The sequence below is a fragment of the Methylobacterium sp. E-005 genome, assembly GCF_022829725.1.
Lineage (GTDB): Bacteria > Pseudomonadota > Alphaproteobacteria > Rhizobiales > Beijerinckiaceae > Methylobacterium.
On sequence record NZ_JAKSYG010000082.1, the window covers coordinates 1 to 26,431 of the forward strand.

22 protein-coding genes are annotated in these 26,431 nt (G+C 68.7%); 12 read left to right on the forward strand and 10 right to left on the reverse strand.

The features are described 5' to 3' along the window. From MKK88_RS09360 to MKK88_RS09380, 5 genes are all read right to left on the reverse strand, one after another. On the reverse strand, positions 1 to 222 hold a 222-nt coding region (locus MKK88_RS09360), incomplete at its 3' end, for a hypothetical protein (RefSeq protein WP_243998983.1). A gap of 403 nt (positions 223 to 625) precedes the next feature. Then, positions 626 to 898 carry a hypothetical protein gene (locus tag MKK88_RS09365; protein ID WP_243998984.1) on the reverse strand — a complete coding sequence of 91 codons (273 nt, stop codon included), beginning with the start codon at positions 896 to 898 and terminating at the stop codon, positions 626 to 628. 383 nt (positions 899 to 1,281) lie between these two features. Continuing rightward, positions 1,282 to 3,837, reverse strand: coding sequence for a two-component system VirA-like sensor kinase (locus MKK88_RS09370; protein ID WP_243998985.1), 2,556 nt, complete (start codon positions 3,835 to 3,837; stop codon positions 1,282 to 1,284). Beyond that, the gene (locus MKK88_RS09375; protein ID WP_243998988.1) at positions 3,834 to 4,829 is read right to left on the reverse strand and encodes a cytochrome-c peroxidase; all 996 of its coding nucleotides are present in this window, start codon (positions 4,827 to 4,829) and stop codon (positions 3,834 to 3,836) included. The genes MKK88_RS09370 and MKK88_RS09375 overlap by 4 nt, the downstream gene beginning before the upstream one ends. Further along, positions 4,826 to 5,587, reverse strand: coding sequence for a response regulator (locus tag MKK88_RS09380; RefSeq protein WP_243998990.1), 762 nt, complete (start codon positions 5,585 to 5,587; stop codon positions 4,826 to 4,828). Before MKK88_RS09380 ends, MKK88_RS09375 begins: the two co-directional genes overlap by 4 nt. Positions 5,588 to 6,445: 858 nt before the next feature. On the opposite strand from MKK88_RS09380, the gene MKK88_RS09385 reads away from it, so the two are divergent. From MKK88_RS09385 to MKK88_RS09395, 3 genes are read left to right on the forward strand one after another with little or no spacing between them, the layout of a single operon-like run. After that, the gene (locus tag MKK88_RS09385) at positions 6,446 to 7,717 is read left to right on the forward strand and encodes a glycosyltransferase (protein ID WP_243998993.1); all 1,272 of its coding nucleotides are present in this window, start codon (positions 6,446 to 6,448) and stop codon (positions 7,715 to 7,717) included. 5 nt (positions 7,718 to 7,722) lie between these two features. Continuing rightward, complete coding sequence (locus MKK88_RS09390; RefSeq protein WP_243998995.1) at positions 7,723 to 8,976, forward strand: Bcr/CflA family efflux MFS transporter; 1,254 nt, start codon at positions 7,723 to 7,725, stop codon at positions 8,974 to 8,976. Beyond that, positions 8,973 to 9,830 (forward strand): alpha/beta fold hydrolase, encoded by an 858-nt coding sequence (locus MKK88_RS09395; protein WP_243998997.1) that lies wholly within the window; start codon positions 8,973 to 8,975, stop codon positions 9,828 to 9,830. The genes MKK88_RS09390 and MKK88_RS09395 overlap by 4 nt, the downstream gene beginning before the upstream one ends. Before the next feature lie 93 nt (positions 9,831 to 9,923). On the opposite strand, the gene MKK88_RS09400 is transcribed toward MKK88_RS09395, so the two are convergent. Next, the gene (locus MKK88_RS09400) at positions 9,924 to 10,160 is read right to left on the reverse strand and encodes a hypothetical protein (RefSeq protein ID WP_243998999.1); all 237 of its coding nucleotides are present in this window, start codon (positions 10,158 to 10,160) and stop codon (positions 9,924 to 9,926) included. Between the two features lie 225 nt (positions 10,161 to 10,385). On the opposite strand from MKK88_RS09400, the gene MKK88_RS09405 reads away from it, so the two are divergent. The 4 genes from MKK88_RS09405 (at position 10,386) to MKK88_RS09420 (ending at position 13,828) form a co-directional block, all read left to right on the forward strand. Continuing rightward, a complete protein-coding gene (locus MKK88_RS09405) occupies positions 10,386 to 11,624 on the forward strand; it encodes a cytochrome P450 (protein WP_243999001.1) in 1,239 nt (412 codons plus the stop codon). 259 nt (positions 11,625 to 11,883) lie between these two features. Next, on the forward strand, positions 11,884 to 12,129 hold the full coding sequence (locus MKK88_RS09410) for a hypothetical protein (protein ID WP_243999003.1): 246 nt from the start codon (positions 11,884 to 11,886) through the stop codon (positions 12,127 to 12,129). A gap of 8 nt (positions 12,130 to 12,137) precedes the next feature. Beyond that, positions 12,138 to 13,100, forward strand: a complete 963-nt coding sequence (locus tag MKK88_RS09415) for an adenylate/guanylate cyclase domain-containing protein (RefSeq protein WP_243999005.1) — start codon at positions 12,138 to 12,140, stop codon at positions 13,098 to 13,100. Positions 13,101 to 13,180: 80 nt separating this feature from the next. Then, on the forward strand, positions 13,181 to 13,828 hold the full coding sequence (locus tag MKK88_RS09420; protein ID WP_243999007.1) for a phytochelatin synthase family protein: 648 nt from the start codon (positions 13,181 to 13,183) through the stop codon (positions 13,826 to 13,828). Positions 13,829 to 14,158: 330 nt separating this feature from the next. On the opposite strand, the gene MKK88_RS09425 is transcribed toward MKK88_RS09420, so the two are convergent. Further along, the gene (locus MKK88_RS09425) at positions 14,159 to 15,463 is read right to left on the reverse strand and encodes a glycosyltransferase (RefSeq protein WP_243999009.1); all 1,305 of its coding nucleotides are present in this window, start codon (positions 15,461 to 15,463) and stop codon (positions 14,159 to 14,161) included. A gap of 473 nt (positions 15,464 to 15,936) precedes the next feature. Here MKK88_RS09425 and MKK88_RS09430 point away from each other — a divergent pair, with 473 nt between their 5' ends. From MKK88_RS09430 to MKK88_RS09450, 5 genes are all read left to right on the forward strand, one after another. Further along, positions 15,937 to 16,827, forward strand: a complete 891-nt coding sequence (locus MKK88_RS09430) for an ImmA/IrrE family metallo-endopeptidase (protein WP_243999011.1) — start codon at positions 15,937 to 15,939, stop codon at positions 16,825 to 16,827. 127 nt (positions 16,828 to 16,954) lie between these two features. Next, positions 16,955 to 17,206 carry a hypothetical protein gene (locus MKK88_RS09435; RefSeq protein WP_243999013.1) on the forward strand — a complete coding sequence of 84 codons (252 nt, stop codon included), beginning with the start codon at positions 16,955 to 16,957 and terminating at the stop codon, positions 17,204 to 17,206. Positions 17,207 to 17,457: 251 nt separating this feature from the next. Next, on the forward strand, positions 17,458 to 17,715 hold the full coding sequence (locus MKK88_RS09440) for an amino acid transporter (RefSeq protein WP_243999015.1): 258 nt from the start codon (positions 17,458 to 17,460) through the stop codon (positions 17,713 to 17,715). Beyond that, positions 17,712 to 17,891, forward strand: coding sequence for a hypothetical protein (locus tag MKK88_RS09445; protein ID WP_243999017.1), 180 nt, complete (start codon positions 17,712 to 17,714; stop codon positions 17,889 to 17,891). Before MKK88_RS09440 ends, MKK88_RS09445 begins: the two co-directional genes overlap by 4 nt. A gap of 153 nt (positions 17,892 to 18,044) precedes the next feature. Continuing rightward, on the forward strand, positions 18,045 to 18,227 hold the full coding sequence (locus MKK88_RS09450; protein WP_003600567.1) for a DUF3606 domain-containing protein: 183 nt from the start codon (positions 18,045 to 18,047) through the stop codon (positions 18,225 to 18,227). An 854-nt stretch (positions 18,228 to 19,081) separates the two neighbouring features. On the opposite strand, the gene MKK88_RS09455 is transcribed toward MKK88_RS09450, so the two are convergent. The 3 genes from MKK88_RS09455 to MKK88_RS09465 all read right to left on the reverse strand — a co-directional run bounded on the left by MKK88_RS09455 (position 19,082) and on the right by MKK88_RS09465 (position 24,771). Next, positions 19,082 to 21,439: an EAL domain-containing protein gene (locus tag MKK88_RS09455; RefSeq protein WP_243999020.1), complete on the reverse strand. Its 2,358-nt coding sequence runs from the start codon at positions 21,437 to 21,439 to the stop codon at positions 19,082 to 19,084. Between the two features lie 315 nt (positions 21,440 to 21,754). Next, complete coding sequence (locus MKK88_RS09460; protein ID WP_243999022.1) at positions 21,755 to 24,124, reverse strand: putative bifunctional diguanylate cyclase/phosphodiesterase; 2,370 nt, start codon at positions 24,122 to 24,124, stop codon at positions 21,755 to 21,757. A 263-nt stretch (positions 24,125 to 24,387) separates the two neighbouring features. Next, a complete protein-coding gene (locus MKK88_RS09465) occupies positions 24,388 to 24,771 on the reverse strand; it encodes a hypothetical protein (RefSeq protein ID WP_243999024.1) in 384 nt (127 codons plus the stop codon). Positions 24,772 to 26,431: the final 1,660 nt, after the last annotated feature.

Genomic DNA, 26,431 nt, shown 5'->3' on the forward strand with positions numbered 1-26,431 from the left:
CGGCTGCTCGGAGCCGCGCAGGCGGACCGGCCCGGCGGGGGCGGTCGGCACGATCTGGCCGAGGGTGTTCAGGTTCTGGGCGCCGCTCGAATTGCCGCCGCCGGCCCCGACCGGCGACGTCGAGACAACACTGATTTCACCCAAGGTGACCGATTGCTGTGCCTGTGCCAGTCCGGGCAGCATTGCCACGGACGCGATCAGGCTGCCTCGCAAGGCGTGCATGTATTCCCCCAGCCAAATCTCAAGACCGCGCCCTGCTTTTGTCAGGTTCGCCGATCTGACTGATGCCGCATCGCCGATTGCATACAAATCACGGAGTCGTGTTTAATCCCCGTCGTGCACCGGGCGATTTACGAGGACCTCTGCTTGTGCCTCCGAAGCCACACCATTCGTAGTTTGATCCCGATCTTGTGCGGGCAATAAAAGAAAATGACTTGGGAGGATTCGGCATATCGGGCCGCCTCGACGATGGGGCCGCGCGCGCCGGCGCTACCGCCAACCGGCCGGGATCAGGTGACCCGTGCGGTCCGTTGGCGGAATGTCCCGGACGACGGGACGGGGTGCGCTTCGCCGGGCGCGGCATCGCCGGCCGCGATCGGTTGGGCGATCCCTCAGCCCCCGCGCGCTACCGGCAGACCACAAAGGCGCGGAGGGCCTTCGCGTGCTCGGCCGGATCGGCTGGCGCCAGGGCCCTGGTGTCGGTCCCGGCCGCGTCGGCCACACCGTTGCTTTCCGGGAACGCCCCTGCGAGCGAACCCTTGATCGCAAAGCTCACGTTCTGCGGGATGTCGCCATTCGTGGCCACCATCACCTTCAGGGCGTTCAGCTTCGCACTCACCACCCCGATCAGGTTGCCCGGGGCATCGACGCGCGGGCCGCCCGCATTGCCCGTCCGCACCTGAGGCCGAGATCGCGCCCCAGTCCGGGCGGAGCCCCGTGTAGTTCACCCGCGCACCGTCCCCGGTGAGCCGTTCGAGGGCGGCGCGGTAGCCATCCTCCAGCGCGCTCGGCGGGATCGGTCCAGGTCAAGCCCGAACCCGTGCGCTCCGCGCGCAGCCCGAGGCCGAACGGGACCCAGATCGGGCGGCCCCGAGACGGGTGCGCCGGCGTGCGGAATCCCCAGAGGCGCAGCAGCGGCGTCGCCGCGCACATGAGCCCGGCGGCCTGCTCCTCGTCGATCACCCCAAGGACGGATCGAGCGCGGAGAAAATGAACAAGCCGGATCACGGGTCGCGCGTTTGCCAAGTCCGAACACGCGCTCTCGCGGCACCGGAAGCCTGCTCAAGGTGCAGGTGCGGGCTTTGCTCGGGCGGCAGTTCCTGAGCCGCCACGGAGCCTGACGCTGTCCGACTGCGTCGCCGCGCGATCCTCGGCGACCTTGCGTCGAGGTGGCGCGCTTCGCGCCTCCGTGCCCAGGTGGCGTCGGAGCGTGAGCCCGAGCGCGTTGGACCGCCAGGGTCGGTGCGCAACGTCGACGATCGGAATCGCCGAGAGAACTTCCGGTCGCACCAAGTCTGCGGCCGAGAGGGAGAGCACGATGGGACGATCCGCGATACGGGCTGCGCGGCGGGCAAACGTGAGCCCCAGAGACTCTGACGGCCGGTTCTCGACAATCAGCAGATCGAAGCGTCCCGGCTCAGCCCGCAGGGCGGCCAGGGCCGCGTCCGGGTCCGTGTAGCCGATCGGCTCGTAACCCAGGGCCGCGAGGGTCTCCTCATCGTCCTGCAAGGCGGAGCGGGCGGCTCCGACGATCATCACGGTGCCGCCGGCGGCCGCAACGCCGGGCGCGACCTCCGGGTGTGCAGGTAGCCACACCTCGAACGCGCTGCCGACGCCCGGCGCGCTTCGGACGTCGAACGCGCCGGCCTGCTCTTCGACGAACTCGAAGGCCGTGGCGAGCCCGAGACCGGTCCCGGCCGGGCGGGTGGTGAAGAACGGCTCGAAGATCCGGGCGCGCGTGGCCTCGTCCATCCCGCGGCCCGTGTCGGACACGCGGATGCGGGCGTAGGCGCCGGACGGCAACTCGCCGTGAGACAGGGTCCGCCGCCCCGGCAATCGGATGCGTTCGAGCTGCACGTCGACCGCTGCGCCCGGCTCGGAGGCCTGGATCGCGTTGCGGATCAGGTTGTGGATCACCTGCTGAAGCTGCGCCGGCTCGCCGTCCACGACAGCGCCGTCCGCGGTCCCGGTCAAGCGGATCGCGGTCGGGTCGGCGGTCGATGTTCGGATCAGGTCGACCGTCTCGGCCACGATCGCGTCGACGTCGCTCGTGGCCTGCGTCGCGCAGCCCCGCCGCCCGTAATCGAGGATCTGCCCCGCGATCTCGTGGGCCCGGCCGCCCGCCTGGACCAGCAACCCGATATGCTCCGCCGCCCGTCCCGGATCGACCGGCAGGGCATCGGCGGCAATCTCGGCGTGGCCGAGCATGACGTTGAGCACGTTGTTGATGTTGTGCGCCACGCCGCTGGCGAAGATCCCGATCGCTTCGAGCCGCTGCGCGCGCCGGAGGGTCGCCTCGATCTCGCGACGCTCGGCCCAGACGTGCTGGCGCTCCAGCGCCGCGCTGAAGCTCTCGGCCACGACGCGCAACAGCCCGCGCGAGTGCCGCATCCAGGGCGGCAGGACGCTGATGGTGCGCTCGAAGCACAGCACCCCGACGATGCGTCCCCCCCGCCGCAGGCGCGCGCAGGTGAACGTCGCGACCCCACGCTCCGCCAGGGGGCGAACGAGGGCCGGAGGCCCGATCGCGTCCGCCGTCTCGACGAAGATGTAGTCCTCCGCCACGGCGATGATGTCGGGGACCAGGCGGCGCTGCGCGCGCGGCCACCCGCTGGGCTCCGGCAGCCCCGATCGGTTCCACAGATGCACCGTGTCGGTCTCGTCGAGCATCAGGATGTAGCAATGGTCGGTGCAGGCCCCCGTGCCCACCATCGCCATGACGTCGACGATGCGCGCGGCGATCTCGTCGGGCTGGCTGGCCGAGAAGTGGTTGGCGGCCTGCGCCACGACGGATTGGAAGGCGATCGTCCGGCGCAGGACGAGGGTCCCGGCCCGCATCAGCAGGCCCACGCGCACCACCAGGGCCACCAGGCACAGGGCGGCCGCGTAGAGGGCCAGACGGAATCCGTCCGCGCGGGCCTGCCGCTGATCCCGCAGGGTCCGGCGAGCCTCCAGCAGGTCTTGGCGCGCCACCTCGCTCGATGCGTCCGGCAGGGAACGCGTGACGGTGTCGACCTGCGGCAGCAGTTCCAGGAGCTGGCGCCCGTGCAGGACGATGGCGGCGATGTCCGCACCCCGGTTCGACGACGCCCCCGCCGCCAGGGCATCGAGCCGGCCGCGGATGTCGCTCAGGCGGTTGGGGCTCGCGTCGCGGGCGAGTTCCGAGACCCGGATCTGCAGGGCGGCGACCGCGCGGGCGAGCCGGGGATCGATATCCGGCTCGGAGAGCCGATCGCTGAGGGAATCGAAATAGGCGATCGAGTTCTGGACGAGGGCATTGCCGGTCTTGAAGCGCTCGACCATCTGCGCCTCCCGGGTCACCGCCTCGGCCAGGGCCCGCATCGCGCCGTCGTCCGGTCCGCTGGCGGCCTGCAGCCCGGATAGCGCCGCCTGCATCTCCCGGAGATGGGCGACGATCGGATCGTAGTTGCGCAGGAGCCCGGTCCGTGCCCGGAGCACGTCGTGCTGCATCCGCGACTCGGCCAGGGCGATGGCGTCGACGGTGCGCTGGGTCCGGACATAGGCGGCGTCCATCTCGCCCTTGCCGTTGATCATCAGCCACGTGAGCAGCGCGGCCAGCAACGCGCCGAGGATGGCGGCCTGTGCAGTCAACCTCATGGCTGCGGCGCGGCGGGCGCCGTCAGGGGCCGCCCCTCGTAGGAGCCGGTGAGCGTGCCGAGGAACGCCACGATCGAGGCGGCCTGCGCGTCGGTCAGCTCCCGGCCGAGCTGCGCCCGGGCCATCAGCCGGACCGCCTCAGGCAACGTGGCGACGCCGCCATCGTCGAAGTAGGGCGCCGTGACCGCGACGTTGCGCAGGCTCGGCACCCGCAGCACCTCGGCGGCCCTGTTGGGGATCGTGACGAAGATCCCGACCTTCTCGAACAGGTTGCCGCCGACGTTGACGCCCTGGTGGCAGGCCGCGCAGCCGATGCCCTGGAACAGGGCGTAGCCCGCCCGCTCCGCCCCGGTGAGCGCGTGGGTGTCGCCGCGCAGCCACCGGTCGAAGCGGCTGTCGGGGGTGAGCAGGCTGCGCTCGAAGCTGTTGATCGCGTCGATCACCGCCGCCCGGTCGGCATCCCGGCCGTAGGCCGCCCAAAACGGGCCGTCGAGCGCCGGGTCGGCGCGGATCACCGCGAGGATGCGCGGCCAGGATCCGCCCAGGAATTCCGGGTGCGTCAGGGCGATCTCGGCCTGGTCCGGCAGGCTCGGAATATCGCCCGCCCAGCCCAGGCGGAAGCTCAGCGCCGCGTTGAAGGCCGTGGGCGTGTTGCGCGGCAGCGGCGTGCCGTCCGTGGTGAGGTTGCGGGCAACCGCGCTCGCGCCGTTGCTGCGGATGTCGTGGCAGGTGATGCAGGCCCGGTCCCCCCCGCGCGACAGCCTCGTGTCGGAGAACAGCATCCGGCCCAGGGCGACCCGGTCCGGATCCGCCCCGAGGCTGGCCGGGATCGGGGTGATGACGTCCTGGGCGTCCACGGCCTCGGCCGGCAGGGTCCGCCCGGGCGGACCTTCCCCGGCGACCGGCGGCAGGATGGCGAGGGCGCTGCCGACGAGGGCGGCGGCGAGGGCCGCCCCGCCTGAGCGGCCCGAGCGCGGCGGCGGCACGGTCACAGCTTCTCGACGGGCACGGCGAAGACGTAGCCGATGCCGCGCTCGGTCACGATCAGGCGCGGCGCGCTCGGATCCGCCTCCAGCTTGCGGCGCAGCCGCAGGATCTGCACGTCGATGCTGCGGTCGAACACGTCCTCGTGGACGCGCGTGGCCTGCAGGAGCTGCTCGCGGCTCAACGGACGCTGGGGGGCATCGAGGAAGGCGACCAGCAGCGCGTACTCGCCCTTGCTGAGGGCGACGTCCGCGCCGGCGGGATCGGTCAGGCGCCGGCGGCGCCGGTCGAGCACCCAGCCGTCGAAGCGGCTGCGATGGGAGTCCTGAACCCGCGCCGGAGCGGGCGCGACCTCGGCCCGCCGCAGGATGACCCGGACCCGCGCCAGCAGCTCGCGCAGGCCGTAGGGTTTGACGATGTAATCGTCCGCGCCGAGTTCGAGGCCGATCACCCGGTCGATCTCGTCCCGGCGATGACCGGTGGTGATGATCACCGGCAGGTCGCTCTTGGCGCGCAGATCGCGCAGCAGATCGAGGCCGTTCTCCGAACCGAGGCGCAGGTCGAGCACCACGAGGTCGAACGCGTCCTCGGCGAGCCGCCGCTCCGCCTCCCGCCGGTCGGTCGCCGCGGTGACGTCGACATCGTGGTCGGCGAAATGGTCGGAGACGATGCGCTGCATCCCCGCATCGTCCTCGATGAGCAGGATGCGCGTCGTACCGGCCCGCGCGCTTCGACCCTGACCCCGGCCCAGACTGGGTTCGATCATCGCCAACTCCATCCCGCGGCAGCCCGCCGCGACGGCACGATCTCGGTGGGCCGGCTCGGGAACCGGGGGGCCTATCAAGCCGGGGCGATCATCCCCGGCAGGCCGCCGCCTCCGTCGCCGGCCCGCCCCGGATACCTATCAAGGCGTGTCCGGACGTCGGGCCTTGCACGCCATGATTGGTATCACGCCCCCTAAAAGATTGCGCCCTCCATATTGTGCGGGGCGACACAGCGTAAGCATTCGCACCAGACATGGCTTCGCTTCGCAAGCTCAATCCGGATCTATTACCGTTGTAACAGAAGGTCAGGCGCGCCGACATGGCAGCGTAATTTGGGAGCATCACAGTCATCGTGCTCAATTCGAGTGGCGAACATGGCAGGTGCCGCGATGACCGAGCAACGCACGCTCCGCCGCAGAGGCTTTCGACTCTTCGGATCCAGGCGCGGCCTGTTCCCGCGTGAAACGGCCGGTCCGGATATATCCCCGGCCTGCCGAACGGCCGGCAACGGCCTTGTACGCGGATGGCTCGAGGGGGTGGTGGCCAGCTTCGCCTATGGTGGCTGCCTCCACAATATCCATCCCGATTACATCGATTTTCTGCACGACCTGAACAGGAAGACTCCGCTCTAGAGCCGTGCCCGATAGCAACGCGCACAACGCGAAGCCTTGGTGTCGACGCGCTCTCTTGCGCCGAACCGGTGTCACCTTCGGCCGATAGCGCCCTCGATCGAGCGCCGGTCGCCCTTCGTCCGGCTCACGCCCTGTCCGAGCCGGCACGCTGCAGCCGTTCCGCGGATCCGCGACGGCAAAGCCCCCCATCACACCGCGATACCGCGCGATCAGACTGGGAAAGCCACCATGTCGCTCGACATCTTATGCATCTCGTGGGGAACCACGGGCAATCTCAGCCCCGTTCTCACCGCCGCCCGGCAACTGCGCCGGGTGGGACACCGTCCGCGCATCATGGCCGATCCCGCCATGGGCGGCGAGGTCGAGGCAGCGGGCTTCCCGTTCTCGGGGTGGCGCCGGGCTCCCACCGGGATTGCTGCCGATCCGGCCGATTTCTCGGATCTCGCCAACTGGCTGCGCCTCGCCATGTTCGCCCCGGCGGGGGCCTACGCCGCGGACACGCTCGACGAGATCCGGCGGCGGCCGACCGACGCGGTCCTCGGTATCGACCTGCTGGTCGGGTGTGCCCTGGCCGCCGAGGCGGCCGGCATCCCGCACGCAATCCTGTCGCCGCATATCAGCATCCGTCCGCTGCCCGGCATGCCCCCCGCCGCGAGCGGCCTGACGCCGCCGCGAACCGAGGCGGAACGGGTCGCGGTGAACGCCGCGACCGACGCGATCGTCTCGGCGATGGAGAGCGGCCGGCCGGCGCTCAACGCCGCACGGCGCGCCTTCGGGCTCCCGCCGGTCGCCACCGCCTTCGCGCATTTCGAGCGGGCCGAGCGGGTCCTCCTGGCGATCAGCCGGGCCTTCGACTTCGACGCGGCGATGCTCCCCGCCAATTACCGCTACATCGGCCCGCTGCTCGACGAGCCGGTCTGGTCGCGGGGGGCCCGGACCGCGTGGTCCGGGTCGGGCCGGCCGCGCATCCTCGTCGCCGGCAGCACCGGGGCCCAGAACCAGACCGACCTCCTCCGGCGGATCGTACGCGCCGTCGGGACAGTCGCGGCGGAGACCATCGTGACCACCGGCCCGAACGTCGAGGCCGGGGACCTGGACGCCCCCGACACCATCCGGGTCGTGGCGACCGCCTCTCACGAAACGCTCATGGCCGGAGCCGACCTGGTCATCTGCCAGGGTGGCCACGGCACCGTCAGCCGCACGCTGCTGCACGGCGTGCCGCTGCTGGTGATCCCGCTCGCCCGCGACCAGGCCGACAACGCCGCCCGGATCGCGCTGCGCGGCGCCGGCCTGCGCCTGCCCGGCGCGGCGAGCCTGGGCGAGATCGCGGCCGCGATCCAGCGGCTCCTGGCGGAGCCCGGCTTCCGCACGGCCGCCGGGACCCTCGGCGCCGCCGTGCGGGCCGACATCGAGGCGGGCGGGCTCGTCCGCGAGATCGGCGCGATGGTCGCCGCGCACCGGGATGCCGCGTCCCGCGACGGAGGCCGGCTTTGGGCCTGAGGGGGATGGCCGCCGGGCCGGCGCAGCCCCGCATCCGCCCCGACTCGCGGGTCTTCTCGGCGCTGCTCGGGCTGCTCGCGGCGCTCCCGACCTTCGGGATCGACATGATCCTGCCGAGCCTGTCGGAGACGGCGGCGGCCCTGCACGTCCCGGCCGCCGCGATGGGCGCGGCCATGGCGGCCTACCTGCTCGGCCTCGGGGCCGCGCTCCTGGTCTACGGGCCGGTCTCGGACCGGCTCGGACGCCGGCCGGCGATCATCTGCGGCTGCCTCCTCCTGATCGGCGGCAGCCTCGGCTGCGCCGCGGCGCGGACCCTGCCGCAACTTCTGCTGTTCCGGGCCCTCCAGGGGATCGGCGCGGCCGGTCCCGGCATGGCGGTCCTCGCGATGGTGCGCGACCTGTTCGCCGGGGAGGCGGCGCGCGCCCGGATGTCGTTCATCGTCCTGACCATCAACGTCATGCCGATGGTCGCCCCGACGCTGGGGGCCGGCCTGATGGGTCTCGGCGGCTGGCGCCTGATCCACGTCGCACCGCTGGCAGCCGCCCTGACGGTCCTGGCCCTGATCCCGCGGGTCGCGGAAACCCTGCACCGGGCCCCGGGCTCCGAGCCGGCCGGGATCCTGCGCGTCTATCGGGGAATCCTCGCGCGTCGCGATTTCCTCGGTCACGCCCTCTGCAACGCCGCGGCGGCGGGCGGGGTCTTCGCCTACATCACGGGCTCCGCGCTGGTGTTCGTCGACGCCCTCGGGTTCAGCCCGTCGGCCTACGGACTCGTCTTCGGGGCGAGCGCCCTGTCGGTGATGGCCGGCGCCGCCCTGAACGGCCGCCTCGCCGCCCGGGGCATCAGTCCCGCCCGGGTGATCGGCGCCGGGCTCGCCGGGGCGACCCTGCTGGCAGCGCTGCTCCTCGTCGATGCCCTGGCCTGCCCACCCGCGGCGGCGCCGGTGATCGCCGCGATGGCCGGCACGGGCCTGGCCTTTGGCCTCGTCTCGCCGAACGCCCTGCACGGCGCCACGGAGGCGGCTCCTGAGGCCGCCGGCACCGCCGGCGCCGTCGCGATCGGCCTGCAGATGGTCGGTGCGGCCCTCGGCAGCGATCTCGTCGCCCGGTTCTTCGACGGGCGTTCCGCCCTGTCGATGGCCGCCGTGATGCTCGGTGGCGGCCTCGCGGCGATCGCGGCCTTCGCCGGCCTCGCACGCCCGGCCGGCCGTCCGGCCCCGTCCCGCTCCCCCACCCGACAACACGGAGAACCCGTATGATCTTCGACCCGCCCCCGTGGCAGCCCGTCCACCTGACCCGCGACGGCACCCGGCTCGCCCATATCGAGGCCGGACCCGTCACGCCCCAGGGGCATCCCCTGCTCCTGATCAACGGCTGGACCGGCGATCACGGCATCTTCACGCCGCAGATCGCGCACTTCTCCCGGACGCGCCGTGTCGTGGCGGTCAACCTGCGGGGCCACGGCGCCAGCGACGCGCCCGCAGGCGCCTACACGATGGAGGGCTTCGCCGACGACATCGCGTGGCAGTGCCGGACCCTGGGTCTGGCGAAGCCGATCGTCATCGGTCACAGCCTCGGCGGCGCGGTAGCCCTGGAACTCTGCGGCCGCCATCCCGGGCTCGCCGCCGGCCTCGTCATGATCGACACGATCGTCCTGCCCTCGCCCGACGCGGCGGGCAGCGCCGAGATCGAGGGCCTGCTGGCGGGGGTGGCCGGCCCGGACTACCGGAATGTCGTGCGCGACATGGCCTGGGCGATCGGGTGCGACTACGACCATCCGGCGCGGCGGCAGGTGCTGTTCGACACGTTCATCCGCGGCCCGGCGGAGCGGACCCCGCAGCACGTGGCCTATGCGGCCCTGCGCAGCATGATCCAGCATCACGACCCCGTCCCGGCCGCGCGCGCCTGCCGGATCCCCATGGCGTACATCTCGGCGGACGTGCCCCTGGTCGAGGCGGCGCGGAATCTCGACCGGCTGCGCGAGCTCTGCCCGCAGCTCGTGACCGCCAAGACGCTGCTCGCGGGGCATTTCAGCACGATCGAGGTGGCCGATCAGGTCAACGCGATGATCGCGCGGTTCCTGGACGTGGGCCTGAAGGCCCGGAGCCGCTAGGCGGCGCACGCGCGTCCGGCTGTACGAGGCCGGATGGTGCGCTGGTCCGGGACGGCCTCCCGGATGACGGCCGCCCGACGCCGCGCGTCCGGGTCAGGACTCGCGCTGCGTCCCCGGCCGGTCGCCCAGGAGGCGCCGCGCCGACGCGATGACCTGGAGGGTCTGGGGGCTCAGCTGCTCCTGGCCCGCCCGCCACGCGTAGCGCCGCAGGCGCGTGACGAGGTCCGTCGCGCCGGGGCTCCCGTGATCCAGGCGTTCGATCACGCATTCGGTGATCGCGCGCCTCAGCAACGTCTCGAAGAGGTCGTGGTCCGCCTGCTCCGCCCGCATGAGGATGTCTCCCGTGACGCGGAGCCGTTCTCGGCGTGGCAGATTACAGTACGATTTCAGGGCGCCCGACACATGCAAGATGGCGCACCAGAGGTGTTCGTCCGCACAATTCGGTCGCCCGGGCGCGCCGAATATTATAGCTGTAACCATCGGCCGGACCGACGAAATCAGCGTGTAGCCCGGGCGCCCGAGACTTCTCGCGCATCACAGCAGCGAGGCTTGGACATGGACGGAACCGAAGAGACGACGCGCGATGCCGGCGTGCCCCGGCTGCCGGAGGGCGTCCCGACGCTGACGGTGGCCGAGCTGGAGGCCGATCCGCACGGGACATTCCGCACGTGGCGCCCCAGGCTGCCCGTCATCGGCCACGAGGTCGCGGGCTTCGTCGTCCTCCGGGCCGGGGACGTCGACCGGCTGATGCGCGATTCCCGCGCCCAGGCGACGGAGACGCTCTACCCCGAGACGCGCGGGATCCCGGAGGGCCGGCTGTTCGACATCTTCGCGCACGGGATGCTCACCGCCAACGGGGCGGTCCATCGCCGGCGCCGCTCGCCCTTCACCCGGACCTTCGCGGCCCGGATGATCGAAGGGCTGCGCCCCCGGATCCGCGCGGCCGCGGAAAGCCTCGTCCGGGATTGGCTGCCGGACGGGGAGGTCGACCTCGTCGCGCGCTACACCGCCCTGATCCCGGCCCAGACCATCGCCGACATCCTCGGTCTGCCGCACGACGACATCCCCCGCTTCACGCAGCTCGCCTACGACGTCTCGCGGGTGCTGAGCTTCACCTTCGAACCGGAGGACATCCCGGACCTCGAAGCGGCGGCGGTCGCGCTGCAGGATTACGTGCGCGCGATCCTCGACGCGCGCCGGTCGGCGCCGCGCGACGATTTCCTGTCGCGCTTCCTCGCGGAGGCCGGGGCGGCGGGCGATCTCACCTCCGACGAGGTGATCGTCCAGCTCGTGCAGTTGATCATCGGCGGCACCGACACGACCCGGGTCGCCGGCGCCCTGCAGGCGGCGCTGCTGCTGCAGCATCCGGAGCAATGGGCGGCGCTGCGCCGCGATCCGGGTCTGATCCCGGCCGCCGTGGCGGAGTCCCTGCGCTACGAGCCGAGCGTCGGCTCCGCGGGGCGGGTCGCCCGGGAGGCGATCGATCTCGACGGAACCATCGTGCCGGCGGGCAGCATGATCATGCTCTCGACGCTGTCGGCGCTGCGGGACGAGGCGGCCTTTCGGGACCCCGACACGTTCGACATCCGCCGGGACGACCTCCCGCGCCTGCATCCGATCTTCGGCGGCGGCGCACACCGGTGCATCGGCGAGGCCCTGGCCCGGGTCGAACTGGAGGAGGGCCTGGGCGCCCTGACGCGCCTTGCTCCGGGCCTGCGCCTGACGGGCGGGATGCCGGTTCTCCACGGCCATAGCGGCATCCGGCGCATCGGTCCGCTGCACGTCGCCACCTGATCGAGCCTCGGCTCCAACCGGAGGCGCCGCGGAACCGGCCGCGGTCCCATCGGCGCACGCGACGGCACCCAGACCGCTGGACCGGGTGCCGCCCCAGCATCGGGCCATTGTTTTCAGCCAGTGGACTGATATCACGACTGAATTTGTCGATTTTATCAATCAATCTAAATTTCTAATGTCATACGCTTCCGATTTACTGCAATCACCATGCAATCCCGAGAACCCAATCCTGAAGCTCCCCACACCGGAGCATACGATCATGGTTCTCAAGCGGGCACAAACCCTTGCCGGCGCCGCGGCGGGCGCCCTTCTGCTGACCCTCGCGGCTCCGACAGCCGTGCGGTCGCAACCGGTCCCACGCTTCGCGCAGCCCGACGTGCCGAGCCCCGTCGCACGGTCGCGCGCGCTCCCCTCCTGGACGCGCCAGGACGTCCGCTCGCTCACGGTCGAGCGCGAACACCTCCGGGCGCAGCGCATCATCGCCCGCATCTGCTCGGGCTGCTGATGTCGGCGATGGTCCTCCCGGAAGCCAGCCCCGCGGCGGCGAATCCAGCTTGCCGGCTCGGCCGGCGGCGCCGCCGGGCCGGGGCGGATCCGGCCGTCCGCCGCAACCGTGTGGCCGCGGCCTGGGGCCACGCGCTCCTCGCCGCGGCGCCGGCACCGCTGCTGATGGGGCTCGCATCCGCGACCGGCTCGGAGCCCGTCACCCTCGGCCTCGCCGGGCTTGCCCTGACGTCCCTCGCGCTGCAGGTGCGGCGCCTGCGCTCCGCCGCGCGGATCGTGACGCGACACCGGGACAACCTCGCGCGTCTGGCGGCCCCGGCGGTGGCCCGCTTGGTCGCCGAGACCGACGCCGTCACCCTGCGCGCCGGCTGGGAGCAGGAGGCGACGGTGCTGTTCGCCGACATCCGCGACTTCACCCGCCTCTGCGAAACCCTGTCGCCGGGCGAGGTCGCGGCCTTCCTCGCCGAATTCCGGCATCGCGCCGCGGGGGCGGTGGAGGCGGCGGGCGGCCTCGTCGACAAGTTCGTGGGTGATGAGGTCATGGCCGTCTTCGGCATCCCCCACGCGGGGGCCGACGATACGGATCGCGCCGTCGCGGCGGCCCGCGCTCTGGCCGCCGCGATGCTGGCCTGGAGTCGCGGGCGGGCGCGGGCCGGTCTGCCACCGGTCCGCATCGGGATCGGCCTCCATCGCGGTCCGGTCTTCGTCGGCGCCATCGGGGCGGAGCGCGTCGAGTTCACCGTGGTGGGCGATACCGTCAACGTCGCCCGCCGTCTGGAGCAGATGACCCGCACGACGGCCTGCGACTGCATCGCCTCGGAAGCCGTGGTGCGGGCTGCGACGTCCGGGGAGGCGCGGGTCGTCGCCGTTCAGCCCGTGCGCGGCGCGCGTGCCGTCCTGCGCCTGTTCGCCCTCGCGCTGGCCCCTAGCGGCCGGGTGCCATCCCCCATGGATCGGGATTCATCCGCATGAGTGCCGAACGGGGACGTCGAGGCCGGTTCTGGAGGCGCCATCCGGCGGCCCTCCTCGGACCGGCCGTACTCCTGGCGGGATTGGCCGGCGCGGCCAGCGTCGGGCCGCGCCTCCTCAGACCGAACACCTACGCGTCCGTCCCATCGATCGAGACGCGGCCGGACTTCCATGATCCTGCGCTGCTGGCACAAGCCTGGACCCTGCCGGTGGCCGCGGCGTACCGAAGGCGGCCTTACGAATATCAGAGCAATCCAAGCTTCTGCGGCCCGGCCACGGTGGCGAACCTGCTCCGCTCCCTCGGCGTCGACTTTTCACAGGCCGACGTGCTCCGCGGGACGGCGTTCCAGCCCTGGTTCGGCGTGCTTGTGAACGGGCTGACGCTGGATGAGTTGGCCGACCTGATCCGACGCCGGCTCGACCATCCGGTCCAGGTCGTGCGCGATCTCGCCTTGCCCGCGTTCCGCGCTCTGATGACGAGCGGCAACGACCCGGACAGGCGGCTGATCGTCAATTTCCATCGCGGGCCGCTCTTCGGGCGCGGGGCCGGGCATTTCTCGCCGATCCTCGGATATCTGCCGGACGCGGACTTGGTCTTCGTCGGGGATGTCAACGGCGACTACCGCCCTTTTCTGGTCAGCAGCGAGCGCCTGTGGCGCGCGGTCGCGACGCCGGATAGCGCCTCCGGCAAGACGCGCGGCTTGCTGATCGTCGAGACGAACCGGCCTTGAAGCAGAGACGCATCGGTTGAGGGCCGGCGTCAACCGTCGCTGCGAGTGTGTGGACGGACGGTCGACGGTGGACTTGCCGCCGGATGCCGCGGGGCCGTCTCCGGGCGCTTCGGCTCGACCTTCGGGCAAACGGGGCGGCCCGTCGCCGCCCATGCAACCGTAGCACCATCGGTTCGTGGAGAAGGCCACGTACCAGGATGCCGGGTCCCGAACGGGCCGCGGTCCGGCCCTGGCGGGCTCACAGCCCTTCGATGGCCGCTTCGGCGTGGCCGGCGTGCCTCCGTCAGGCTGTGAGACGATGTCCCGCGGAGCCGGGACTCTCGGAACGGATCAGGGCGCCTTGGATCCGGCGACGAGGCGGTCCAGCGTTCCCAGGATCACCGCCGGCGTATCGATCGCCGCCATATCCGCCGCGATCGCCCGCGCGCGCTCGGCGAAGGACGGCTCGATCAGGACCCGATCGACCGCCGCGCGCAGGTCTCGCGCCTCTGGCCGCTGCGACGGGATCTCGATGCCGACGCCCGACCACGCCACCCGGGCGCCGACCTCGGCCTTGTCCTCGGTGCGCCCCGCCGCCACGATCGGGACGCCGGCTTGAAGGGCCAGCTGCACGGTCCCGTAACCGCCATTGGTGACCAGCACGTCGACCTTCGGCAGGAGCATCGCGAAATCGAGGAACTCGGCAAGCCGCGCGTTCTTCGGGATCGGTCCGCGCACGTTCCCGATGGGTCGGAGGCCGGTGGTGACGAGCACCAGCAGGTCGTCGCGCGCGCCGAGCGCCGATAGGGTCGGCTCGATCAGTTCGCCGAGATCGGCGTTGGCGACCGTCCCCTGGGTCACGAGCACGACCTTCCTGGACCCGTCGAGTTCGCCCCACCAGTCCGGCAAGGCGGCGTCCTGCTTCGGCGGAGGCGGCAGGGCACCGACGAACCGGACATGGTCGGGCAGATCCCCGAAATCGTACTCGAACGCCGGTACCGTCGTCTGGAGGAAGGCGTCAGCCATGAGATGGCGCGAGTGCAGCACCGCGCACGGCAACGGCGGCAGGCCCATCTCGGCGAGCTTGGCATCCGCGTAGGCGCGGACCGGCGCCCCGAACACACGTTCGGCTTCGACTGCGATGGCCGCGTATGCCGCGCGCGCGGCCTCGTCGCGTGCCGGCGGCAACCCGATCATGGCCGGGGCCCCGTCCGGCCTGTCGGCCACCATGATCGTGATGCTGCAGGCGACGATCGGTGGCCGGGGCGTCCCCGCGTCCAGGAACAGGGCCGTCGCGCCGAAGAACAGATCGTCGACGACGACGATATCGGGGCGTTCGGACGCGATGATCCTGCGCAGGGTCTCGGCCTGCGGCGGCATCGGGTCGAGGAAGATCCGCTCGAAATTGTAGCGGAGCTGTTCCGGGCCCGGGGGGAGACTTGCGCGCTCGGGCAACACGTCCTCGATCCGCGTGAGGTCGATGTCAGCGCCGGCGGCGAGGGGCAGGAAGCGGGCGCCGGACTTTTCGACGGACGGGCGGAGATACCCAGCCGTGGCCACCAGCGCCGCGTCGCCGCGCGCCAGGGCCATGCGCGCGATGGCCAGCAGCGGATTCAGGTGGCCGGCGGCCGGTGTAGCGGCGAAGAGGATTTTCATGCGGGCCCCGTGACAGCGACGGAGCAGGTCCTGGCCGGTCGCACGCGCTGCACGGTTCCGTGCTCGGCGGTGAAAGCCGGTGTCTGCTCCTGGCCGGGGGTTTGTGCCCTGCGCATGACCGCAGCGTTTCGCCTGTGGGCGATCAGGTTACAGGCGTAACGTCCGAAGACCGGGCTTTCGCCGCTGCTTTGCGGCGGCCATGGTGTTCCTCCCGGGCGTCGCCCGCCGCCACATCGCGCGAGACGACGTGTCCCGATCGCAAGGAGGCGCGGGGAAGCCGTCCGCCTTTCCGCGTTCCTGCACCGAAGCGGACAGGCAGCTTTCAACCAGACGACACCGTACCGAATCGCTGACAGGCGCAAAACGCGGCCGTTCCGCTTACCGCCCGCGCGAACTTTCTGTAGGCCCGTCCCGGGATCGCGGCTGCGTGCCGGCCTGACGTGTCGGCTCAGGGATGGGATGGGACTGCGCGGATGCCGATCAGCAGGAGGGACCTCATAGGTGCGGGCTCGCCGGAGGCGCTCGTCAAACGCATCCTACAGGCCGAGCCGAACCTTCCGGTACCTGTGCCGATCCAGGAGCTGTGCGCGAGACTCGGCATCCTCCGGATCGAGGACCTCGACAGTGAGGAGTTCGAGGGGGGCCTCGTCATCGACGCGGAGCGGTCCGAAGGCACCATCCTCGCCAGGCGCGGGGGCGAACCGCGTCGCCGCTTCACCATCGCGCACGAACTCGCCCACTTCCTCATGGCGCACCACGTACCGGATCACCCCGGCCGGTTCAGGTGCCGGAGCTCTGACCTTCGCCGCGTCACAGCGAAGGAGGGCGATCAGCGGCAGCGCCGGGAGGTCGAGGCCAACCGCTTCGCTACGCTCATGCTGATGCCCCCGCACCTGCTGCGGGGAGCCATGGCGGCTTTTCGCGAGCCCAATCTGCAGCACGTTCTTGTGCTCGCGCGCGACTTCGCGGTCGCCAAGGAGGCGGCGGCCCGGGCCTACGTACAATACCATCCTGAGCGGATCGCCATCGTCGTGGCGGGCAATGGCCGGGTGCAGCGGTGCTACCGCGCCCTCTCGTTTCCGGATATCATCTGCGCGGTCGGCAGCCCGGTCCCGACGGGCTCGCTCTATCACACCAGTCCCCACCGGCCGAACATCGCGAGCGACATCGCCGCGTGCAGTTCCGATCTTTGGATCGATGTGAAGCGCGACCTCCGCGCACCGGACCTGTACGAGCAGGTGTACCTGCAGCAGAATGGCTTCGCGATGATCCTGCTGCGGCTTGAAGCTGCCCCGGAGGAGAGCGCAGAGGAGCGCAGGCTCGATGAGGGCTGGCGTCACCGCTTCCATTCTGGGCGGCGGTAGGCGAGGTCCAGCGCTGTTGTACAGCCCAGACGGGCTGGCTGCTGCTTCGTCACGATGGGCCGTACCGCCGTCCCGTTGCTGATCCGGCGCACTCCGAAGGGCGGCAGAGGAGCGATGAGGGTCGTGAATGGCGGGGACTGACGACGACCTCCGGCTGCTCCTCAATCAGGCTAGGACAGAGGACGCATTTTTCGACCGTGTCGGCCACGCCGAGGACGCCGCGTTGAACGTGATGGGCACCACGCCTGCGACGTCTCCTGCCGTGTCGTTGATGATCACGAACCGGCAGCGGGCTGCGCTTCGTGAGCTTGGCTATTCCGAAGAGGTCATTCGGCAGATGACGCCTGCCGAGGCGCACGGGAAGCTGGATTTGGCCTAGCCGTCGTCCCCGCAACGCGGATCAGAAGGCTTGAGGCCCCCGCCGACCGCATCCAGGGATCGGCACACGCCCATCATCGGCCCCCTTCGCTGCCAATAACCGCCGACAGCCGACCGCTCGCATAGTGGAAATGATAGCGCCAAAACCGCCGATAAAGTGAGATCGACCCTGGATTTTGTTCCTGTTTTGTTCTAAATGACCCCACGGATCGAGCCCCTGTTCAACCCCTCGGTTGCTCCGAGCTACCCCGTATGGCCGATACCGACATCCCGCCACTCAGCCCCGACGACGCCAAGCTGATCCGCAATGAGCGGGCGAAGCTGACAGCGATGTGGGTCAACGGCGTCGCGGTCGCCTCCGTGGCTGTCGGCGGCATCTCCCCGTCCGTGGCGATCTTCTCGGGCACCGCCAGCGCGCTTACGGCCAGCGCTCTCCTGGTTGGTTGGAGTCTCCTGGCAGGTATACTACATCTGGTGGCCAGACGCCTGCTCGGAGCCCTGCGCGCGTGAGCCTGACGCTCGCACAGATGATTGTTCTTTTTCTCGGCCCGCTCGTCTTGGCGACGATGGTCGGCGTTGTCCTTTGGTTGACGCACGAGAAGGAGACCGACTGTCTCAAGCGCGCTGAAGTTGAGCATGCGCTGTGGCTCAAATACCAAGCCGAGCGTAAAGAGGCCGGAGAGTAGTTGCTTCGGTCGTTCGATAAGCGACGACCACGAGGCGTTGCCCCCCTGGATACGCGAGCGCGAAGAACTTAGCCGGCACCAACCGATGCTCGTGCGCCCCACTCCGTCGTGAGCTTTTTCCCGGACCGATATCCCCAAGCAAACAGGACCCCCATGGCCGGCCTCAAGGACAAGCGTGGCTTTATCGATAAGGACCGACTCGATCTGTCAGAGCGCAAGGCTGTCGAGTTCTGGATGAAGCGCTGGGGCGTCACGCAGGATCAGCTGACGGCGGCGCATCGCAAAGTTGGCCGCATGACGAAGGACATCGCCGCCGAGCTGGGCAAAAAGCGCTAGGGGCGCGCGCCTCGAACGAGCCTGCTCGCCCCGGCCTATGTGGCGCGAGCGATGATCCGCTACCAAGCGGTGGATAGCGGCCCCGCCAAGCTCCGCATCGCCACGATGCGTGTGCTCAGGATCTCAATCCTGGCGATACTCTTACGGCCGTGACCTCAATTGGGAATTGCCGAACTGCGATTGAGTGACTGATTTGAGGTAGTGGTGAGGGCGGCCCGGACGGCTGGCATGGGTCGGAGGCAGGCGGTCCGCTTGTCCTGTTGGCCGACTCCAAAAGGGATCCGCTGCTTACGGCCAGAACCGGTAGCCCGCAGATGACCTGCGCGAGCGTCGCAGATGTTTGGCTTTCCGGCTGTCCGCTTCCCTGTCGAACATCCCAAGAAGCGGACGATTCCCTACGCAAGCCGAGATCCCATAGTCGCCGTTCAAGGCGGCCTGCCCGCGCGTATGGTCGCCGGCAAGTCGGCGACCCGGCCGTCCGGTGCTCCGACGAACGGGGGATCTGCGCCGCGGTTCAGGGGGACGGCATGCCCCTCACCCTCGAAACACATCGGCGCCCCCTGCGCCGTCTGGACGCGATCGCGCGTCTTCGACGCGCGTGCATCGGTGATGGCGCGGGGGAATCCCAGGTGGCCAGCGCGATCACCGCGGCCCTGCCGACGAGGGCGGTCACGGGGATCGCCTGGATGCGCGGACCAGTGCGGGGGGCATAGTGGTCCAGGGATGGAGCGTGATTGGACTCTGCCGAGGGTTGAGCCGTCATGCTCCGGCGGCCGGACAACGGTCTCTTGGATCGCGCGTCCCCCGGTCTTTCGACGTTGCTCGAGAAGCTCGATGGCAGATCACCGGGTGGTTCAGGCGGCCATCTTCGGAGGGTTGAGGAAGGTCAAGAAGTCTGCGAACGGCAATGGCCGGCTGACGTGATAGCCTTGAATCTGATCGCACCGTTCGGCGGCGACGAAGTCATATTGCTCGGCCGTTTCAACGCCTTCGACCGTCGTCGCCATGCCGAGGCACGCCCCCATGGTGATGATGGCCCGGACGATCGCGGCACTCTCGCTGTCTTCCGGGAGCATCCGGATGAACGATCGATCGATCTTGATCTTCGAGAAGGGAAAGCGCCGCAGGTAGCTGAGTGACGAGTAGCCGGTTCCGAAATCGTCCATGGCGAGGGATACGCCCACCGCCTTGAGCTTTGTAAGCAGGGCGAGGGTCCGCGCTTCGTCATCGAGCATCACGCCCTCGGTGATCTCGAGCTCCAGCCGGTCGGCGGCGAGGCCGGAGGCCTTCAAGGTGGACGCGACCAGCTCCGGGAGCCCATCGTCGCGGAACTGGACCGGCGACAGGTTGACTGCGACCTTGATGGTGCTCGGCCACCCCGCGGCGTGGGTGCAGGCGGTGCCGAGCACCCAGGCACCGAGTTGGGCGATCAGGCCGGTCTCCTCTGCGAGAGGAATGAAGTCTGCCGGGGGGATGAGGCCGTGCTCCGGATGGCGCCAGCGGACCAGAGCTTCCGCCGTCGTGACCTCTCCGGTCTTCGCGTCGACGAGCGGTTGATAATGCAGCTCGAACTCACCGTCGTTCAGGGCGCGGCGCATGTCGGCTTCAAGCCGGCTGCGCATCAGCATTCGCGTAGCCAGGGCCGGCTCGAACAGCCTGTAGGTTCCCCTGCCGTCCGCCTTTGCCTTGTACAGAGCCAGGTCGGCGTGGCGCATCAAGTCGTCTGCCTGAAGCCCATCCTGACGGCCAACGGCGATGCCGACGCTCACGCCGACATGGATCAGCTGACCCTCGAGAAGGAAGGCACGATCGATCACCGAAACCAGCTGCGCAGCGACGGCTTCGGGGGCCGAAACGGCGGCGCTGTCGAGCAGGAGGATGGCAAACTCGTCGCCGCCGAGACGCGCAACGACATCCCCTGCAGCCAGGACGGATCGCAGACGAGCAGCGACCTTGCGCAGCAGTTCGTCACCCATCGCATGGCCCAGCGTGTCGTTGACGAACTTGAAGCGATCGAGGTCGAGCATCAGAACGGCGAAGCCACCGGCCTGCTCGCGCAAAGCGACACGGTGGGCGAGCAGATCGCCGAACTGCGCCCGGTTCGGCAAGCCGGTCACGGTATCGGTGAAGGCCAACGAGCGCAGCCGAGCTTCCGAGCGGAGACGTTCGCGCTGATCTCGAAAGGCGATGACTGTCTGGCGCTTATGACCGAGCGAGACGGTTTTCCGCAGCACGCGCACGGGAACGAACTGACCATCGGCGCCTACGAGTTCGGCCTCCCGCTCCTCCTGTTCGGGAAGGTCGGACACCACAAGACCGGGCAGAAGCCGCGTGATGCTGCAGGCGATCAGCTCGGCCTGACTCATGCCCGACAGCTGCTCGAGGCTGCGATTGGCAGCGGTGACGTGCTCTCCGTCGCACACCGCCAGTCCCTCGAGAGCGACGCTGGCCAGCTCGCGCAGGCGTTCGCGATCACGGCGCATCTGCGCCCTTGCGTTGAGGGTCATGCGCAGCCCGAGGAAGGCGAGCGTCAGCAATCCGAAGGATACAGCGGCGATGACGGGGGCGATCGTCGAAGGTGCAATCGCGCTGGTCGGTAAGGGCACCGCCGGATCGAAGGTCAGCGTCATCGCGGTCATGCCACCGAGGTGGAGAATGACGATGGACAGCAGGAGCAGGGGGGCCGCGAGGCGCCGCACGAAGCGATCGCGCTCACCGGCGAGGGTCAGGGCCAAACCCGACAAGCCGAGGCTGATGATGATCGATGGGGGGACAACACTCATGTCCCAAGCGACGTGTCCGGTGACACGATAGGATGACTGTCCCACGTAATGGAGGGCTGTCACACCCAGGCCGATGATCACACCCGCAAGGAAGCGACGCTGGCGCCGATGGCTCCCGATGGACAGCGCCACGCCGAGGCCGATGCCACTGATCACCAAAAGCAGAGACGCCGCCGTGAGGATTGGCTCGAAGCCCGCGGCCATGCCGGGTCGGAAAGCCAGCAGGGCAATCATGTGCGTCGCCCAGGCCGTACATCCACCGGCAACGATGCTGACGAGGCCCCATTTTCTACGCACCGAACCCTCGGAGCGGGCCGCGTGGGAGGCGATGGCGGAGGTGGCGTAGATGCCGACGCAACAGACAATCGCCGCTAAAAGCAGCAATTGTTCATCATGTTGCTGCGTAACGCAGGTCAAAATCGCACGCATGTGAAACTCCCGCGGCAAATTCTGTCCGGGAGATCTTATATTTCCATGAAGTTTTACCGGACGATCTTGCGTTCAGCACAGCGGCGCTATGCTCGAGAAACACGAAGACACAATGCCAAACCCGCAGGGCGCATCACAGGCGATCTCGTGCTGCGATCGTTGCCGGAACGGCGGAGGACTCTGAGGGCGCCGGACCGCGAATGACGATGCCCTGGAGCGGCGCCCATCGACGCGCCCGACGTCCGTGAGCCGGTCGCAGATCGCCCCCTTTGGGTGGGAAGCGGCCGGTCCGGTCAGGGGCAACAAACCCCTGAACTAAGCCCCCACGACCGTGCAATGTGTCGAGTCCGATGACCTTAAGATTCGACCCTCTTCGAATCTCAGCTCGTCGGCCGGTTTGGGGCGGCTGTACAGGAAGCCCTGAAGCTCTTCGCAGCCGCTCTGTCGCAACCGCTCGGCCTGCTCGCAGGTCTCGACGCCTTCCGCCGTCACCGTCATGCCGAGCCCCCGAGCCATGTCGCGGATTGCCTGCACGATGATCTGATTGTCATGCCGCGTCGGCAGTTCCTGTACGAAGGACCGATCGATCTTCACCTTGTCGAACGGGAAGCTGCGCAGGTAGCTGAGCGACGAGTAGCCGGTCCCGAAATCGTCGAGGGCGACTCGAACGCCGAGGGCTCGGATCTGCCTCAACGTCTCCAGCGCTGCCTCGACATCGTCGATCAGAACGGTCTCCGTCACCTCGATCTCGAGGCGCGACGGCGACAGACCGGCTTGCGTGAGCGCCGTCAGGATCGTTTGCGGCAGCTCGCGGTTGCGGAACTGGACCGGCGAGATGTTGACCGATACGCGTTGCGCCCCTGGCCAGCGCACCGCCTCACGGCAGGCCTCCTCCAAAACCCAGACCCCGATCGGGATGATGAGGCCGCTCTGCTCGGCCACCGAGATGAACTCGGCAGGCGAGACCATGCCGCGCTCAGGATGTTGCCAGCGCAGCAGCGCCTCGCAGCCGCTGACCTCACCGGTCGTCGCGCTGACATAGGCCTGGTAGTACAGCACCAATTCCTCATGGGCGAGCGCCAGACGGAGGTCTTGCACGAGCCGCTGCCGTTCCTGCAGACGCCGATCCATGTCCGGCGCGAAGAACCGAAAGGTGCCGCGCCCATCGCCTTTGGCGCGATACAGCGCAGCGTCGGCATTCTTGATGAGCGCCGCAGCCGTTTCGCCATCCGTCATGCCGAAGGCGATGCCGATGCTGACGCCGACCGTCACGTCATCGCCGGCGATCCTGAACGGGGTACTGAGGGCACGGATGATGTTCTGCGCCAGCGCCTCGACGTCGGCCTGATCGGTGTAGGTCGTGTCCAGGATGACGAACTCGTCACCGCCGAAGCGGGCGATCTGATCACCGCCCTCGACCACGGAGCGCAGCCGCTGCGCGACGGCGATCAGCAGCGCATCCCCGGCGGGGTGACCATAGCGGTCGTTCACGCCCTTGAAGCCATCGAGGTCCAGGCTCAGCACCGCCAGGCCGGCGCGGCCGCGTTGGAGCACGTGGTCAAGGCCGTTGCAGAACAATGTACGGTTGGGCAGATCGGTGAGCGCATCGTGGTGGGCGAGATAGGCGAGGCGTGCCTCAGCCCGCTTGGCGACGGTGATGTCGGCGCACACGCCACGATAACCGAGGAACGTGCCCTGACCATCCTGGAAGGGCCGGCCTGAGAGCGCCCACCACCGCGGGCTTCCAGCGATGGTGAAGGGGATGGCGACATCACGGAATGCCGTCCGTGCGGTGATATGGTTGAGGAGCGTACGCCTGGCCTCGGCGTTGCCGGCGACCGCGTCATCGGTCAGGGGCTGGTCGAGAGCCGCGCCTTGAATGAGTTCGGCGGGCCGGTCGAGCGCCTGTATGAAACGCTGGCTCAGGTTCTGATACTTCAGATCGGCGTTGGTTTCCCAAAGCCAGTCGCTGGTCTGGTCCTCATAGTCCCTCAGGAGCACCCCGATCGTCGCCCCCTGCTCCTCCAGCGCGACCTGCTGCCGCTGGTTCGCGGTGAACAGCGCAGACTGGCGCTTCGCCGTACCCAGGACTGTCGTGCCTCCGGCGATGAACAGGAAGGAGACATACAGGTTGTACGCGTCGAACCCGGACGTGAGTAAACCCATGATGGTGAGCCCGCTGACGAGGCCAACGTAGGTGACGGCGGCGGGGAGTACGGGGGCGAGGATAAGACCGCCGGCCCATAGCAGGCCGGTGACGAAGCAGATGACGCAGGTGACCTCCGCTCCTGTCGTTTGCGTCAGCAGCCAAGCCGGCACGCTTGCGAAGAGTAGCGCCATGACGGCAGCCTGACGCACACGTTTCCGGTCGGAACGGGGCGAGGCATAGAGGCGTGGCGGTTGCCCGTTTGTGCGCATCGCCATGATCAACCGCGCCGTGCAGAGGGCAACGATGAGCGTGCACCACGTGAGCAACACGATGGGTTGAGTCCGCCACAAGAGCAGCGTCAAGGGGCCTACACAGGCGATGTTCGCCAGCATCATCGCAGGCACGAGCTGATCAATAGCCTCATGTCGGCGAGCCCTGATGCGACCGAGCTTGGCCTCATCGGCGGCCAAGCACGCCAGGGGCGTTCGATCGGTGGCCTGTCCGGCCGTCACCGCTTCCGCTAGCGAATTCCGCATCGGCCTGATCATTCTGAAGCGAGGGCAACGCTTATAATCACCCGAAAGCTGAGCTCTTAATGATAATATTGCGTTTATGAGACGGACGCCGCCCGTCGGAGCCAATACTTTGAGCACGTGGGCGAAAATGTTTACAAGAATACTTAAGAAACTGCCGACCGAGAAATCTGACGCTGGACGATAAGTCTAGCCTAGAGACGCAGGAAGATGACATCGAATGAATGTCGGTCGTCGGGTTCACGTTACTCCACAGGCCTTGGGCATCAATTCAGAGCGATGATCAGCTGGTTTTGGTTCGAAGTGAAGCGGTCGCGGAAAACGGTTTTTCCCGGTTCATTTCCGGGCGACAAATGCATTACGACCGGTACAGCCGCGGAGGCCATCCAGGCTGTTTTGTGCAAGCGGCCAATAATCCTTGCCGATCGCGCAGCAAACCGGATGCCACGGAACGTTGGCATAAATCGCACGATGTCAGCGGCATAGCGGCTGTTGTTCGAGGTGGCTTGCGCATTCAAGAACCAGCCCATCGGCTCCTTTGCGGGAATTGTGGCCGGATCCAGATACGAAGCGGCTTCATAAACTCCGGTCAACTCCTCGCGAGGCGGCTCGCCGGCGGTCTCACGCGCGTGCAGAACGGCCCGGCTCAATGGCCTCTTCGACATTCACGATGTGGCCTTGAACCGGATCTACGCGTCGCACGGCTCCGTCATCGCTCGCCGCGTGTCCGATAAAGCTCCGCGGCGGAGCACGTCCATGGTGCGCGCCGCTGTCAGAACTGGAAACCCGGAGGCAAGCGGCCCCTGCCTCCGAACGCGCCCCCGGACGGTAAGTCATACCTGCATCCAGCGAGGCCGCACGATGTGCATGACTGCGCTTTGCCCCACGCGCGCATCCGCAGCCCCATCGACGCGTTTTGGTGCGCCACCGCCGCGCGATCGGGTCACCAGCGTGGAACAACTCCGATCTCCGGACCCATGCGCCGGACGGCATCGAAGGCTCTTTGAAGCCAAAGCGCCGCACTCCATCGACAGCCGGTAGCCTGGAGGCGACACGTGGGCCAATGGCGCCCAGTCGGCTGCGAGGTCGTGCATGCCTCCGAACGGGACAGAAACTGGACACCGCTGGCAACGATTAGGGCTAAGTGCTTGAAAACCTTGGCGCGCCCTACGGGAGGGGCCGCCCTTTTCCAAGATCCTGTGCGAACAACGACTTACAACGCGATCTAATAGGGATGTTATGCACGGCGTTATGCGTCTGCAAGGAGAGTGTGGAAGCTTTTCAACCTCATTTTGTTGCGACCAGCCTGCCGCAGGGGATCAGGAGATCGAGGCGTACCGCCGAGACACTTGCCTCACAAATCTCGATCGAAAAGCCCTGTTGGGTCAGCCGGCCCGAGCCGCGGTACAGTCGGTCGTGGGGCAGAGCGCCCATCTGCCGTTCAGGTCGCCGCATGATTTACGCAAAACGAGAGAAGATCACCAGAAAGGGGCAATCTCAGGTAATGCCGGACACTGGGTGGTCGTCGTATCGCTGGTCGAGAGGTGAAAGCTGAAAGTGTTCGAGCTGCAGGTTTACTTGACCGATGTGATTGCCCGTACTGTGGCTATTCACTCGCTAAGCGGCCTCGACAACCTGCTGCCTTGGGCCGCCGCCCCGAAGCCCCGCCCCCCCCCCCCCCCCGTCCCCCCACCCCGGGTGCAGAAACAACCTTCACTGGGGATCGCCGGGTTACAGCGGCCAAATGGGTGTGTAACGCACGCCCGTGGGGGCGGGGGACGGGGCCCCCCCGAAAACAGAGCAGCCGGGCTGGCCCCCACCCCCCGCGCCAGCGTTCCTCCCCAGCCCCTCGCCACGCCGCCTCGACAACCCGCTGCCATCGGCCGCCGGCCCGCAGACCCGCCCCCCCCCCCCCGCAGTCCCTCAAGGCGTGGCGTAAGAACGACCTTTACTTGGAATCGGCGTGTACAAGGGACCATATGGTTGATCAACGCCGCCGCTTGGAGGCTGGGATCGGCGACCCACCAGAAACCGGACATTCGGCTTGGCGCCCATTGCCGCCGATCCCAGCCTCCAAGCGGCGGCGTTGAGCAACCATATGGTCCCTTGTACACGCCGATTCCAAGTAAAGGTCGTTCTTACGCCACGCCTTGAGGGACTGCGGGGGGGGGGGGGGGGGGCTGCGGGGGGGCGGCCCAGCGCAGAGGGTTGGCGAGGCGGCTTAGCGGTTAAAGAGCCAAGGTAGGGGAAATCCTACGGGTCAAGTAAACCTGCAACCAAAACCGTTTCATCTGTCACCCCTCAAACGTT

Excerpts from the sequence above, each read along its gene's own strand:
- MKK88_RS09430 (WP_243999011.1), top strand. The coding sequence starts at position 15,937 with ATGCCGATCAGCAGGAGGGACCTCATAGGTGCGGGCTCGCCGGAGGCG.
- MKK88_RS09425 (WP_243999009.1), bottom strand. The coding sequence starts at position 15,463 with ATGAAAATCCTCTTCGCCGCTACACCGGCCGCCGGCCACCTGAATCCG.
- MKK88_RS09410 (WP_243999003.1), top strand. The coding sequence starts at position 11,884 with ATGGTTCTCAAGCGGGCACAAACCCTTGCCGGCGCCGCGGCGGGCGCC.
- MKK88_RS09385 (WP_243998993.1), top strand. The coding sequence starts at position 6,446 with ATGTCGCTCGACATCTTATGCATCTCGTGGGGAACCACGGGCAATCTC.
- MKK88_RS09390 (WP_243998995.1), top strand. The coding sequence starts at position 7,723 with ATGGCCGCCGGGCCGGCGCAGCCCCGCATCCGCCCCGACTCGCGGGTC.
- MKK88_RS09450 (WP_003600567.1), top strand. The coding sequence starts at position 18,045 with ATGGCCGGCCTCAAGGACAAGCGTGGCTTTATCGATAAGGACCGACTC.
- MKK88_RS09440 (WP_243999015.1), top strand. The coding sequence starts at position 17,458 with ATGGCCGATACCGACATCCCGCCACTCAGCCCCGACGACGCCAAGCTG.
- MKK88_RS09415 (WP_243999005.1), top strand. The coding sequence starts at position 12,138 with ATGGTCCTCCCGGAAGCCAGCCCCGCGGCGGCGAATCCAGCTTGCCGG.
- MKK88_RS09400 (WP_243998999.1), bottom strand. The coding sequence starts at position 10,160 with ATGCGGGCGGAGCAGGCGGACCACGACCTCTTCGAGACGTTGCTGAGG.
- MKK88_RS09370 (WP_243998985.1), bottom strand. The coding sequence starts at position 3,837 with ATGAGGTTGACTGCACAGGCCGCCATCCTCGGCGCGTTGCTGGCCGCG.
- MKK88_RS09435 (WP_243999013.1), top strand. The coding sequence starts at position 16,955 with ATGGCGGGGACTGACGACGACCTCCGGCTGCTCCTCAATCAGGCTAGG.
- MKK88_RS09460 (WP_243999022.1), bottom strand. The coding sequence starts at position 24,124 with ATGCGGAATTCGCTAGCGGAAGCGGTGACGGCCGGACAGGCCACCGAT.
- MKK88_RS09380 (WP_243998990.1), bottom strand. The coding sequence starts at position 5,587 with ATGATCGAACCCAGTCTGGGCCGGGGTCAGGGTCGAAGCGCGCGGGCC.
- MKK88_RS09405 (WP_243999001.1), top strand. The coding sequence starts at position 10,386 with ATGGACGGAACCGAAGAGACGACGCGCGATGCCGGCGTGCCCCGGCTG.
- MKK88_RS09395 (WP_243998997.1), top strand. The coding sequence starts at position 8,973 with ATGATCTTCGACCCGCCCCCGTGGCAGCCCGTCCACCTGACCCGCGAC.
- MKK88_RS09455 (WP_243999020.1), bottom strand. The coding sequence starts at position 21,439 with ATGCGTGCGATTTTGACCTGCGTTACGCAGCAACATGATGAACAATTG.